Genomic DNA, 13,018 nt, shown 5'->3' with positions numbered 1-13,018 from the left:
CCAAATCCATAGTTTGAAAGGTAATCCTCGGTGAGACCATCGAAAACCGCGAGAAAGTTTCGCAACTGTCCTCCAGGAGTGACCGGAACCGTTTCGATGGCCTTCTCAATCCTATTCATAAAGAAAATACAAACTTTGAAATGTTTCTTGATTCGCGAGTTGGCTCCTCGTTTTGCTTCGACGTGGTTCCACGCCGAATAACCACTCGATGAGTGCTTCGATTCTAAGGAGAAATCAGATTGAATGTTCCTGACGTACTATAACATATGAGCACCACAACCACCAATCGCGAAGAGTATGACATGGAGATGTCCCACGAATCGATGGCGCTTGATGCGCCGGCACTCGGTGCCGCCGCGGCAGTCGTCTCTGCCGTCGTCATGCTTCTCCTCGGAGTATTCGGGGCGGTCGGCGTCTACGAGGGCGCAGTCGAGATGATGGAGCAGTGGCACCTGTTCTTCGAACCAACCATCGTCGGGACGGTGGCGGGCATGATCGAAGCAGCTGTCATCGGGTTCATCCTCGCGTACGCCTTTGCATGGGTGTACAACGCGGTCGCTCGGTAGGACAAATAACGGACAATCCCGTGTACGTCACCGACAAAGCGGAGATCGTCATCGACGCGACTCCGGAAGAGATCTGGGAGTACGTGACTGACCCGGTTCACTGGACGGCGTCAAATCCTGACGAACACTACGGACTCGAATACGACATGCCCGACAACGGCCGCGTGAGGGTGCCACATTCCACCAGCGCGAGGAGGTCGCCGGAATGTACGCCGACCTGTATGGTCGGTTCCCCTTCATCGACTATCCGAATGTAGCGGTCTGGACTGGAACGGCGTATTATCCATTTCTTCGCGGCCTCGTCACAGTTCGAATTCCCGAAGGTGGGACGATTCGCCTCGAAGAGACAGACGATGGAACCAGGATGTCGCATGCCGTCTGGATGGATTTTCCGACCAATCGCCGAGGATGGGCGCTAAAGTGGCTGTTCACGTCCGTTCTTGACGGGAAGGCGAAGCTCTACGACCACACCAACAAAGAACTCGATTTCTTCAAAGAGCGACTGGAATCTAGGGAAGCCCCACCGACTTCGTGAATATCAAGAAGGATCGCACACCCTCTCAATGACTACCGGAATTCGACGGTGAAGAAGTGATGAATCTTCTTGCTGTTACGATTCACGGTGACACCCTCCCCCCGTAAACAGCGGGATTCTCTCCTCGAAGAAACCGGTATATCGATTGCAGACGAAGTGCATGCCATGGGCAACCACACCGATCACGGGAATCGTGATCCTCCACAAGGATACGGATTGGGAGACCACGCTACGGTGGGCGGGCTATCAGTGGACGCAGGCGGCCTCCGCTTCGTGCCGACGAACACGCGCTTCACTCCAGGCGAACCTTCGACCTGGGAGTTCCACATCGTTAGTTTGGATGAGGAGGTAGTGACTGCCTTTGACGAAGCACATGGACAGCGAGGCCATTTGATTGTCGTCCGACGGGACTTAACTCGCTTCCAGCATCTACATCCGACACTCGACAACGATGGGACGTGGCGTGTCGAGGCGTTTGCGCTTCCTGACCCCGGTGACTACCGAGCATTCATCGACTTGGTGGTCAACGGTCGACCATTGACGCTTGGGTTCGATATTTTCGCCGCTGGGTCACTGGAAGTTGCCCCGCGTCCTGATACAGCTCAACATTCGACGACTGATGAATACGATGCAGAACTCTTGACTGGCGAGATTATGGCCGGCGAGCCTACCGAGATAGCATTCGAAATACGGCGTGATAGCGCCCCTGTTTCACAGCTAGAACCGTATTTAGGTGCACTCGGCCATCTTGTCGCCCTCCGTGAAGGGGATCTCGCGTATCTGCACATTCATCCCGAAGAGACGAGTCCTGAAAGCGGGCGTGTCAAGTTCAGCGTGCAGTTTCCGACGCCTGGAAGATATCGCCTGTTCCTCCAATCGAAGCCGGAAGGAACCCTCATCACCACCTCCCATGATATTCGAATCGAGAACTAACTCTTCGGAAGAGACCGTCTGATCTATCAGCCATCCATTCAACGATGATGCTAATATATTCACCACGAGTGGTGTGAGGCAGACAGTTAGCGTAGTCGGCCAAAGAGTTCGTAATCGTGGTCGGGCGTGTACTTGCGGAACAGCAGACTGTTGGTGAGCACCGACACGCTGGAGAACGCCATCGCGCCCGCGGCCAGCACTGGCTGCAGGAGCCCCAGCGATGCCAACGGGATCATTGCGGTGTTGTAGCCCAGCGCCCACACGAGGTTCTGTTTAATCTTCGCGAGTGTCGCGTCCGAGATGCGGATGGCCTTCACCACGTCGAGCGGGTCGTTGCGCATCAGCGTCACGTCTGCGGCCTCGATGGCAACGTCCGTGCCCGACCCGATGGCAGTGCCGACGTACGCGACGGCGAGCGCTGGCGCGTCGTTAACACCATCGCCGACCATCATCGCTTTCCGCCCTTCGTCTTGAATGGACTCCACGGCGTCGGACTTGTCCTCGGGGAGCACCTCGGCGCGGACGTTCTCGGGGGCGATACCAACCTGCTCGGCGACGGCGCGGGCGGTGCGCTCGTTGTCGCCGGTAATCATCATCACGTCGACGCCGCGCTCCTGTAGTTGACTTACGGCATCTTTCGCACTCTCTTTGATCGTGTCTGCGTCGGCGACCACGCCGACGAGGTCGCTCTCGTAGGCAACCAGCATCGCCGTCTTCCCCTCATTTTCGAGGCGCTCCATCGTCTCTTCAGCAGGTGCTGGATCAATGTCGTTATCGCGCAGGAGCTTGCGATTCCCGACGAGGATTTCAGTCTCACCGAGCGTCGCTTGGATGCCATGCCCTGGAACGTTCTCGAACGCGTCGGGTTCCATGACGTTGAGGCCGCGCTCTTTGGCTCCCTCGACAATGGCCTGTGCAAGCGGGTGCTCGCTTCCACTCTCCGCACTGGCAGCCAAGCTGAGTACGTCGTCCTCGCTGAGGCGTTCGCGAGCGGTCAGGTGGCCACCGTCGGCTGCCGTGTCCCCACCATCGGTGAGCGGCTGGCCATCGGCATCAAATGCAACGACATCCGTCAGCTCCATCTCCCCCTTCGTCAGGGTGCCGGTCTTATCGAACACGACGGTGTCGACGTCTTTTGCTCGTTCGAGGACGTCACCGCCCTTGAAGAGGACGCCATTCTGCGCACCAAGGGTAGTTCCTACCATCGTTGCCGCTGGCGTTGCCAGCCCGAGCGCGCAGGGGCACGCGATGAGAACTGCACTCGCAAACACGATGATTGCGAACTCAAACGTCGACAGGGCTGCTGGGCCGCCGCCAACCAATCCCCACAGTGGGAGCACGTCCACGAAGCCAGCGAGTGCTCCGGGGAAGAGGTACCAAACCGTCCCCCAGAACAGGGCGTTCACGATAACTGCGGGAACGAAGTACGCAGAGATTCGATCGGCGAGGTTCTGGATGTCGGGTTGACGCGATTGTGCCTCCTTGACTGTCTGGACGATTTGCTGGAGCGCAGTGTCCTCGCCGACCTTTGTCGCCTCAACGATGAGCACGCCATTCTCGTTGATGGTCGATCCGACGACTTCGTCACCCTCTCCTTTTTCCACAGGAACTGATTCGCCGGTGACCATCGATTCGTCGACTGCACTCTGGCCGTCCACGACGACACCATCAGTAGGGACTTTCTCGCCAGGCCGAATCTTCATCCGATCGCCGACTGTCACGTCTTCGATGGCCACTTCACGCTCGGTGCCGTTTTCGTCGACAACGGTTGCAGTGTCAGCCTCCATCTCCAACAGCTTGCGGAGCGCATCGCTCGCTTGGCCTTTCGAGCGCGCTTCGAGGTAGTTGCCGAGTGTGATGAACACGAGGATGAGTGCGGCCGTGTCGAAGTAGAGCCCACCCGCGATCAGTCCGAGCAGCACAACGACGCTGTAGAAGTATGCTGTGGACGACCCCAGCGCGATGAGCACGTCCATGTTGGCGCGCTTATTCTTCACGAGCGCCTTGTAGGAGTTCTTGTAAAACTCCCAACCGAGGATGGCCTGGACAGGCGTCGCAAGCAGGAACTCGACCCAGCCGAACTCGATTCCGAAAATGGTCTCTGGAAGGATTCCGCCACCCAGAATGAATTTCTCACCGAGGAAGAAGATAAGGGGTGCGGACAGGACGGCGCCGAACAGCGTGAGCCGAAGCTGCTTGCGGATTTCGGCCTGCCGAGCGGCATCGCGACGATCCTCGGCGGAGTCACCGGCATCGTCATCCTCTCGGACGGGTGCATAGCCAGCGTCTTCGATCGCGTCGTAGAGATTCGCAATGGTCGCTTCAGCGGGATTGTACCTCACTTGTGCCTCGTCGGTGGCAAAGTTGACGTCGGCCTCGATGACGCCCGGCGTTCGCTCGAGGGCGTCCTGCACAGTCTCCGAGCAGTTCGCACACGACATGTCCGTGATGCCAATCGTCGTTGCCTCCGTGACCGGTGTATACCCGGCGTTCTCGATGGCGTCGTAGATCTCTGTCAGTGACACTGCATCCGGATCGTACTCGATAGTACCTTCGTCGGTGGCGAAGTTGATGGATACTTCAGATACCCCGTCGAGGGAGTCGACGGAGTCGGCGATGGTCTGCGAGCAATTCGCGCAGCTCATCCCTTGGATATCGATGTGGATTCGACGGGGGTTCATCATACTACTGTATACGTCTCCCCCATTCAATCGATTTGTCCTTTCGATTGTTCAGAAGCTGAACTCCAAAAGCTTCGAATCAAAGGCACCGTCGGCGTCGGTCTGGCTTAATCTGCGCCCTGTTGGAGCTGTTCGTACTTCTCCTCGAAGCGAGTTTCACACGAGGGACAACAGAACTGATAGAGATCCCCGTCGATGCGAGCCGACGTGCCTTCGCTGTCGACTGTGTTTCCACACTCTGCGCAGGACAATGCGAACTCCATTCCGCCTAAGTCTGGAGACCAATCTGCACCCGATAGGAGTGTCACCTTGAAGTCGTCGATCGATTCCTCGTCAATAGTGTCTGCGAGCCAGTCGGCAATGTCGTTGTCCGGAGCTCGTGCATAAACCACAAGGTCAGCCTCTGCGGTAGTGAACACGTACTCGACGGCACCGGTATCGAGGAGTCTCTCCTTGATTGTCGAGACAGCTAGCTCCTCGGTTGCGACTTCAACTGTCACGAGAACCGGTATTCCTTTACGAAGCTGGGAGCGGTCGATATCGAGCGTGAATCCACGGATGACTCCCCGTTCTTGCAGTCGTGCAACCCGATCTGACACAGCTGGTGGAGAGAGGCCAACGGCGTCTGCAACGTCGCTGTAGGGGCGACGGGCGTTCGACATCAGGAGCTGCAGGATTTCGAGGTCGGTTTCGTCCAGGTCGCGCATAGTAGCACTACGGCACCGAGAGCCAAAAGTCACACGGGGAATTTGCCTTCGTTTCTAATGTAGTAGGTGCAGATCAGTCTACGAATCAAAAGGAGAATCCACAAAAGATAGGCAGACGTATCTCGAGGTGTATGACAACGACCATCACTGTTGAAGGAATGTCGTGCGAGCATTGTGAGCAGACCGTCGAGGAAGCCCTCCGTGGTGTAAGCGGTACTACCGATGCCACTGCTAACCATGAGGCCGAACAGGCGAGCATCGAAGGTGATGCCGATATCACGGAGCTCGTCCAGGCCGTCGAAGGTGCAGGGTACACGGCGACGCCTAAGAAGAACTGAGAGCGACTACGTCGCCCGACCCTCCGATTAGCCTCTTTTTCGGACAGTTGGTTGCGAATCAACCACGCTGTGGTGATTCCACGTGGACGATATCGGCGAGGCTTTCGAGCTGCGCGGCCACATGCTCACTCTCACCCGCCAGATGGACGACGAGATCGTCGAACGTAATAATCCCTACAACATCTCCATCTTCCTCGACAGGGACTCGTCGCGCGTTCACCTGGTTCATATGGTGGAGTAACCGTGGAATACGAGCCTGAGAGTCGATCGTGAGTGGATCCTCGGTCATGATGTCTGCCGCGGTGAGGTCGGCTCCCGACTCATCGTTCAGGAGGTTTGTCCCGTGCTCGTCCGTCAGGAGGTGGAGTACGAGATCACGATCGGTGATAATCCCGACGAGATTTCCGTCCTTGGTGACCAAAACATCTCCCACGTTTTCGTCAGCCATCGTTTGTGCGACTTCATCGATTGTCGCGTCGCGGGAGACGCTCACCGCGTCTTTTTGTGCGACTCTCCCCACTCGAAGGTTGGTATCGGAACGTTCGGTTGCCATCGACTCCCATACGGTGAAGTGAGCGAAAAGTGTAGTGCCCGATGAACCAATTTTGAGATATGTTTCTTATATATGGTGTTGACAACGCAGAAGAAGAGGATTACCACTATCTGATTGTGTTGTTGATTCACGGGGGGTCACCACGGGGAGGATTGGTTCGTTGCAGTAATCAGATTAACGTCACTATGAGTCGTTGTCCACCGGTGCCCCTTTGGTCGATGCCACCGAAGCAAACTATCGGTTGAGGAAACAATGAGCGGGCACCACGGCCTTTCGTCCGATGAGATAGCCGACCACCAACATGAGGAGTCGCAAGAGCCGGGCACCATGATGCTTGAGCACCCGACGATGGAGATCTGGCCGCAGTATCCCATTGTCATCCTTGGACTCTGGCTCATCGCGAGTCCGTTCACCTTCGGGTACGAGAGCATTGCGATGACCGTCAGCGACATCGTCAGCGGTGCACTCCTGATTGGGCTCGCAGGAGCCGTGGTTTTCTTCCAGAGTGGCTTCGCGAGTTACGCAAATGGTTTTGTGGGCGTCTGGCTGCTCCTCGCACCGTTGTTCTTTTGGGCACCGACGAGTGCCGCCTACCTGAACGACACACTCGTCGGAGTCTTCGTCATCACGTTTGCTGTGCTCGTTGTAATGCGGTTGGAGATGCCGGGGCCAGATGTCCCACATGGCTGGACGTACAACCCGTCAACGGCGGCACAACGAGCACCGATTATCATCGCTGGGCTCATCGGATTCTTCTTCTCGACCCATATGGCCACGTTCCAGCTCGGCTACACCGACTTCGTCTCCGAACCGTTTTTCGGCCGTGGAACGGTGAACGTGCTCACCTCTGATGTCTCGAAAATGTTTCCAATTTCAGACGCCGGTCTCGGTGCCATTGCGTATGCGATTGAAGTTCTCATGGGATTCATGGGCGACAAGCGTCGGTGGCGAACGATGCCCTGGATGGTGACGTTCTTCGGCATTGTAGTCATCCCGCTTGGGTTCGTCAGCATCGTTCTCATTACCCTCCAACCGCTGGCTGTGGGGTCATGGTGTACGCTCTGTCTTCTCTCCGCGCTAGCGATGCTGTTCATGATCGCGCTAACGGTCGACGAGGTCGCCGCGATGGGGCAGTTTCTGTACCGGCGGACGCGAGAGGGCGAATCACTCTGGTACGCCTTTTGGATGGGGGGAACGTTCCCCGTTATGGACGCTGGTGTAGACGGCGAGACACGCTCGAACGCAGACTCGTTTTGGTCGATGTTCTGGGGAGTGTCCATGCCGTGGCATCTCCTCGGTGCAACTGGGTTGGGGCTCTGGTTGATGCTGTCGCCCGCACTCTTCAGTACGACAGGTTCGGCCGCAGACAGTAGCCACCTCGTCGGCGCACTCATCGTCACGTTCTCCGTCATCGCCATGGGAGAACCAGCGCGCGCCGTCCGCTTCCTGAACGTCCCCCTCGGCATCTGGGTCATCGTTGCTCCTTGGATTCTCATAGGCGCTCCGACGATTACTACGTGGAATAGCGCCGCCGTCGGTATTCTCATCGTTCTTGTCAGTATCCCTCGTGGGAGTATTCGCGACCATTACGGCATCTGGAACCAGTATATACGATAACGCTGATTCGGAAAGACCACTGTCCCCGCTCTGTAGGGTGAACAGGGCGAGATCCCCCGACCCGTGAGGTCGAATTATTGACTTGTCAAGAAACCAAATACGGGACTGAAACTTTACGGTCGTCCCTAATGTGATATTGAATATGAATATTCTCGTTGCGGGGGGTGACGGGTTTGTCGGCCGAAACGTCTGTGCTGAGCTCGTCGACCGGGGTCACGCAGTCACGTCACTCTCTCGTTCACCTGAAGCCGAAGTTCTTCCAGATGCCGTTGAGTTGGTGTCGGGCGACATCACGAACTACGACTCCATCAAGGAGGCGTTCGAAGCGAAGGACGCCGCAGTAAATCTCACAGCGCTTCCGCCGCTTCATCAACCCCGGCCTGGAACGTTTCACGACACCGTTTGCATTGGCGGCGTAATGAATGCGGTACACGCTGCTCAGGAACACGGGGTTTCTCGATATATCGAGATGAGTTCGCTCGGTGCGAATCCGGACAGCACAATCGCCTATTGGCGGACACAAGGACTTGGTGACTTGGTAGCTCAATATTCGAATTTAGACTGGGTGATCCTCCGCCCCTCGTTCATTTTTGGCGAGGGGAGCGAAACATTCGAGTTCATCAAACAGTACACGACACCGTATGTGACAGTTCTCCCGGCCGGTGGGAAGCAACCAAGCTTCCAACCGATTTGGGTGGAGGATGTCGCGCGAATCGTCGCAGACGCGATCGAGGATGACCGTCATGTGGGGGAGGTATATGATCTCGGTGGTCCAGAGGTGCTCACGTTCGGAGAGGTCACGCGCATGCTCTATCTTGCCGAAGGTAAGTCGGTTCGTATCATTCCTGTCCCGATGCAGTTAGTGGAGATTGCTCTGTCCGCCGCCGAACCGTTGCAGATCATTCCTCTCGGCATCGATCAGGCAAGAGCCCTCGAGATGACGAACATCACAGATCATAATGATATCACAGCCTTTGGTCTCGAAGAAACTGATCTGATGCGAGTTGCGATGTACCTGAGCGGACGGTAAGATGGATTGGTGATTGCTGCACCGAATTACCCACAACTCGGGACACTAACATCCAAACAGGGATACGACGCGGGCCAAGTGTGCTATGTCTACCCTAGGATGTATTCGAGCAAGGGATATTTTTCAAGGAGAGGCTGGCCATCGATTTCGTATTGCTCAACATACGCGTCGAGGCCAAGAATGCGTCCCGCTCCAAATGCAGCGACCGAGAGGAACACGAGCATGTACATGAAGTCGGCGTTGATGAAGCCGTGAACCATGTCCCAGTTACCGAAATAGAACATCAGCATCAAGAACGCACCGAAGAACGCGGCAAGGCGGGTCAGGAACCCGACCATGAGACCGAGGCCAATCGCCGCTTCACCCCACGGGACAGCGACATTGAGGAAGTCGATGAACCACGACGTTTGGCTCATCCAGAGGAACATCCCTTCCAGGGGATTCCCATTCGTTGCGGCCACGTTTGAAAGATACCCCTGTGCATCGAAGCCACCTAAGAGCTTCTCGACGCCAGTATAGAAGAATGCAAACCCGATGACGAGGCGGAGTGCAAGCACGAACCAGGCACTCAGCGAATGGGCACGACCATCGACAGTAACTCCCCCAATTGTGGATCGGAACTCGTTGTAGTGGGATTGCGTGTCAGCCATTGACATCACCACTAATTTAGAGTAGGCCGCCAGGCGTGTATAGGTGACGTCTGTGTTGCCGTTCACCGATGTGGTTAACGAGCGACGGTATACGCCAAGGATGAGTACAAATTGATAGAAGATTTCAGTGTATTTCCGCGTCTTCAGGCGTGCGAGGAGATTACTACCAGAGGATCTCCTGTACACCCACTACACTTTATTGGTTAGCAACCCATATCGAATGAGGAAATCACATCATGGCCACAACAGAAACCGATTCAGTACTTCGAACCGTGCTTATCGTCATTGCTGTCCTCCTCCTCTTCCCGATGCTGATGATGGTGTTTGCAGGTCCGATGATGGGAATGGTGGGTTGGTGGGGTGACGTCGGGCCGCAGGTCGGTATCTCACCACTATGGGGAATCGGGATGATGCTCCTGTTTCTCCTTGTCTTGGTCGGCTTGGGATATCTGTTCTTTCGATCGATCGCAGATGGGTCCCTCAGTCAACAGGATCGGGCGCTTGAAGAACTCCGTGTCGCATATGCTCGCGGCGAATTGACGGATGACGAGTACGCGCAACGTCGGGACACGCTTCGCCGATCAGAGTGAGTCAGGAGATTTGGGACTGTCTTGACCTTCGTTTTTCTTTATGGATTCTCACACGATGCCTCTCGCTCGACTCCGCCTAAAGACGGAGATGTGCGCTATCGAACTGTATTAGCGGCAGTAACCGTTAAGACCTATGCTATTGTTTATCATATCGACGGGAGGTTGTCAGAAGGGAAACGCAGTTGTTGCACCCACTCCCTTCTCCTGTCACGAACACTAACGTCGAGTGATGTGAAAGTGACTATCCACCATCGAGCATTACTACCATTTAAATGACAAATTTTGAGACGAAGAATGAAGGCGGCCGTGGTGCCGCTTAGCGGCCGAACAAGTTCATTTTACCCGTCAGTCACTCCACATCCCAGAGGAAGGAACAGTATGAATCTCGTATACTTCCTCCTTGGTGTGGTTCTGCTTACTGCTGTCGTCGTCGATCTACTATGAACGACAGTCTGGGTCGAAGGCGGTGCCGGGCCACTCACCTCTCGATTGATAGCGTGGGCATGACAGTCCCTACAAAGAATTAGTAATCAAAATTCAATGGTACTGAGCCTCACAGCCCCCTTCGTGTTCCTTGCTGGCCCGACAACGTGGATCCTCCTGCTCTGAAGTGGGTTGCCACTGATTTTCGCCACTGCCGAGGGCGCTCTCATTGACACGCTTAACCAGGGTACGATCTCGTGGTTCCACCGGATATATAGCAGACACCCGAACAGGCGTCTGTCATCGGTATTTCAGTCCACGATGAGGCCTTGACGGTACTGCGATTTGGTGTTCCCGAACAACATCAACCTGGTGATGTGATTCTCACCAATGCCCGTGCAAGTATCCAGAGCTACCTGAATACCCTTCATACGGCATTTATCGAGCCTGCACAACGGTCTACGCCACCGCCAGATCTTGAAGTCATCCGTGAAGCGGGGGTTCTGACTGTATCTGACGAGGACTTCGCTACATCTTTTGATGATTTAGATGTATCAGCTGCCATTACGATTGTGCCTTAAACACTATACTGGTGGCGGACGACCCGTGAGGTAGCTATGAGTTACACGATGACCCGCCGCGTCGATGGCCCGTTTCAAGATGTCGTCGACTCGACCGCCGACGCGCTAGAAGCCGAGGAGTTCGGCGTCCTGAGCGACATCAACCTACAAGCGAAACTCGAAGAGAAACTCGACCTCGAGGGATATCCGGAGTACCGCATCCTCGGCGCGTGCAACCCACCGCTAGCCGAACAGGGATTGGACGCTGAACGCGATCTCGGTGCGCTACTTCCCTGTAACGTCGTCGTCTATAAGGATGACAGCGACGTGGTCGTGAGCGCCGTTGACCCCAATACCCTGCTGAGCGTCGTCGAGAACCCTGCCCTCGACGATATCGCCGAGGACGTTCGCGAACGATTCGACCGCGTGTTAGACGATGTCGCCGCCGAGTACTGATGAGTTATTCTTGCCAGTGAGTGACTGGATTATAAAGACTAGGCAGTGGTACTCCAAACAGGAGAGAACCAAGACGGTGTAGCCTACGTCCTCAATAGTTTGTGGGATGGTGTCGACATCGGCAGTTCCCTCGACCCTGATCGGTCAGCCTCGTTGTCTGCAGTGGCGGCCTCGACGTCGCCTCGTTCGTGTTTAGGTATTCTACTCATCGAGAGGATACTAATCCGTTCACGTGTAGTGGACAAACTCCTCGAGCATCGGAGCTATGGTGTCAGATCGTCATGAATTTTCGATAGGAGCCGTCCTTTTTCACTGCGTAAATAACGAATTCCTCGGTTTTTTCGCCTCCCATTCCGGGTGACCCTGCCGGCATTTTTGGGAGTGCAATGCCGAGAATGTCCGGTTTTTCAAGTGCAAGTTTCCCGATTGCTTCTTGAGGGACATGACCTTCCACGATGTATTCACTGGTGTCCAGCGTGTGACAACTCGCAAGGTTTTTTGGAACGTCGAATCGTGATTTCACTTTCATTAGGTCATCCACGTTCTTCACTGTTATATTCACATCTGTTGTTGATTCGAGGTACTTCTTGTGACCTTCACAACACATGCAGTTGGGTGCTTTGTAGAGGGTGGCTTTCGTCAAATACGTCGTCGCTGCTTGACGGAGTTGCTTTTCGTTCCCACCCGTCTCAAAGTTCTTGTTGGTCTGATCGCCACTCGTACAGCCAGCAATTGCTCCGAGTCCTGCTGTGGTTAGCGTACCAAGGAAGGCACGGCGATTGAGGTTTGTCATAGGTATCCCATCCATGTATTTGACTATTGATTCGGCATCGTGGTATTGTGCTAGGAAACCTTAATGTATCCGAAATCGAGTGCTTGCAAGCGGGCGAGTTCGCCGACACCAGACGGAACTCGTTCGACTCCAGGGAGGAGATCGTCCTTCGTGAGACCCAGCATCTCCATCGCATTCCCGCAGGCACGGAATGTAACACCACGATCCTGGAGCGACACAATCTGGCTTTCGAACTCGTTGTCATCGGTCGGTGGTGTGTACAGTCGGACCCCTTTACCGTTCGCTAACACGACGAGATTCTTGACAGGAACACTCTCATCATCCAGAAGGTTCTTTGCGTTCATCAAGGCATGTTTGTGGGCCATTGAGTCACCGCTCGAAAGATGAAGAACAGTTTTGGTCTTCGGTGCGGGTCGTGCACACGTGTCGCGCTGTGTGGGACGTTCTGTGTTCTTCGCACTTACCGATTCGCTCCCGAGGAGTAACGCACCGAGCGTGCCAGTTACTGAGACGAAGTTACGTCGTTGCATCCATTAATATCGTTGTACGAAATTGGGATAAATCCACCATACTAACTGCGAGAACT

General features: G+C 55.2%; 15 protein-coding genes. 9 read left to right on the top strand and 6 right to left on the bottom strand.

Annotated elements, in window-relative coordinates:
* Positions 1-266: 266 nt before the first annotated feature.
* The 4 genes from ACR3FE_RS17295 (at position 267) to ACR3FE_RS17280 (ending at position 2,034) form a co-directional block, all read left to right on the top strand.
* Positions 267-566, top strand: coding sequence for a hypothetical protein (locus ACR3FE_RS17295; RefSeq protein WP_458208637.1), 300 nt, complete (start codon positions 267-269; stop codon positions 564-566).
* Positions 539-823: a hypothetical protein gene (locus ACR3FE_RS17290; protein WP_458208636.1), complete on the top strand. Its 285-nt coding sequence runs from the start codon at positions 539-541 to the stop codon at positions 821-823. The genes ACR3FE_RS17295 and ACR3FE_RS17290 overlap by 28 nt, the downstream gene beginning before the upstream one ends.
* The gene (locus tag ACR3FE_RS17285) at positions 772-1,101 is read left to right on the top strand and encodes a hypothetical protein (RefSeq protein ID WP_458208635.1); all 330 of its coding nucleotides are present in this window, start codon (positions 772-774) and stop codon (positions 1,099-1,101) included. Before ACR3FE_RS17290 ends, ACR3FE_RS17285 begins: the two co-directional genes overlap by 52 nt.
* A gap of 165 nt (positions 1,102-1,266) precedes the next feature.
* Entirely contained in the window at positions 1,267-2,034 is a 768-nt protein-coding gene (locus ACR3FE_RS17280) for a hypothetical protein (protein ID WP_458208634.1), read from the top strand.
* A gap of 86 nt (positions 2,035-2,120) precedes the next feature.
* Here the strand turns inward: ACR3FE_RS17280 and ACR3FE_RS17275 are convergent, their stop codons facing one another.
* Both ACR3FE_RS17275 and ACR3FE_RS17270 read right to left on the bottom strand, forming a co-directional pair.
* Positions 2,121-4,715 (bottom strand): heavy metal translocating P-type ATPase, encoded by a 2,595-nt coding sequence (locus ACR3FE_RS17275; RefSeq protein ID WP_458208786.1) that lies wholly within the window; start codon positions 4,713-4,715, stop codon positions 2,121-2,123.
* A 107-nt stretch (positions 4,716-4,822) separates the two neighbouring features.
* Positions 4,823-5,422: an AsnC family transcriptional regulator gene (locus ACR3FE_RS17270; RefSeq protein ID WP_458208632.1), complete on the bottom strand. Its 600-nt coding sequence runs from the start codon at positions 5,420-5,422 to the stop codon at positions 4,823-4,825.
* 131 nt (positions 5,423-5,553) lie between these two features.
* Between ACR3FE_RS17270 and ACR3FE_RS17265 the strand changes: the two genes are divergently transcribed.
* On the top strand, positions 5,554-5,760 hold the full coding sequence (locus tag ACR3FE_RS17265; protein ID WP_458208631.1) for a heavy-metal-associated domain-containing protein: 207 nt from the start codon (positions 5,554-5,556) through the stop codon (positions 5,758-5,760).
* A 58-nt stretch (positions 5,761-5,818) separates the two neighbouring features.
* Here the strand turns inward: ACR3FE_RS17265 and ACR3FE_RS17260 are convergent, their stop codons facing one another.
* Positions 5,819-6,313: a CBS domain-containing protein gene (locus ACR3FE_RS17260; protein ID WP_458208630.1), complete on the bottom strand. Its 495-nt coding sequence runs from the start codon at positions 6,311-6,313 to the stop codon at positions 5,819-5,821.
* A gap of 252 nt (positions 6,314-6,565) precedes the next feature.
* Between ACR3FE_RS17260 and ACR3FE_RS17255 the strand changes: the two genes are divergently transcribed.
* A complete protein-coding gene (locus ACR3FE_RS17255) occupies positions 6,566-7,930 on the top strand; it encodes a vitamin K epoxide reductase family protein (RefSeq protein ID WP_458208628.1) in 1,365 nt (454 codons plus the stop codon).
* A gap of 142 nt (positions 7,931-8,072) precedes the next feature.
* On the top strand, positions 8,073-8,960 hold the full coding sequence (locus tag ACR3FE_RS17250; protein WP_458208627.1) for a complex I NDUFA9 subunit family protein: 888 nt from the start codon (positions 8,073-8,075) through the stop codon (positions 8,958-8,960).
* A gap of 89 nt (positions 8,961-9,049) precedes the next feature.
* Here the strand turns inward: ACR3FE_RS17250 and ACR3FE_RS17245 are convergent, their stop codons facing one another.
* Complete coding sequence (locus tag ACR3FE_RS17245; RefSeq protein WP_458208626.1) at positions 9,050-9,610, bottom strand: DoxX family protein; 561 nt, start codon at positions 9,608-9,610, stop codon at positions 9,050-9,052.
* A 236-nt stretch (positions 9,611-9,846) separates the two neighbouring features.
* Here ACR3FE_RS17245 and ACR3FE_RS17240 point away from each other — a divergent pair, with 236 nt between their 5' ends.
* Both ACR3FE_RS17240 and ACR3FE_RS17235 read left to right on the top strand, forming a co-directional pair.
* On the top strand, positions 9,847-10,200 hold the full coding sequence (locus ACR3FE_RS17240) for an SHOCT domain-containing protein (protein ID WP_458208625.1): 354 nt from the start codon (positions 9,847-9,849) through the stop codon (positions 10,198-10,200).
* Positions 10,201-11,240: 1,040 nt separating this feature from the next.
* The gene (locus ACR3FE_RS17235; RefSeq protein ID WP_458208624.1) at positions 11,241-11,639 is read left to right on the top strand and encodes a DUF302 domain-containing protein; all 399 of its coding nucleotides are present in this window, start codon (positions 11,241-11,243) and stop codon (positions 11,637-11,639) included.
* A 271-nt stretch (positions 11,640-11,910) separates the two neighbouring features.
* On the opposite strand, the gene ACR3FE_RS17230 is transcribed toward ACR3FE_RS17235, so the two are convergent.
* Entirely contained in the window at positions 11,911-12,432 is a 522-nt protein-coding gene (locus ACR3FE_RS17230; RefSeq protein ID WP_458208622.1) for a DUF411 domain-containing protein, read from the bottom strand.
* Between the two features lie 50 nt (positions 12,433-12,482).
* Positions 12,483-12,962 carry a DsrE family protein gene (locus tag ACR3FE_RS17225; RefSeq protein WP_458208621.1) on the bottom strand — a complete coding sequence of 160 codons (480 nt, stop codon included), beginning with the start codon at positions 12,960-12,962 and terminating at the stop codon, positions 12,483-12,485.
* Between the last annotated feature and the right edge of the window lie 56 nt (positions 12,963-13,018).

The sequence above is a fragment of the Haladaptatus rarus genome (genome assembly GCF_054177585.1).
Note: the sequence above shows the minus strand (reverse complement) of the source record. Positions and strands in the feature narration are given on the sequence as shown.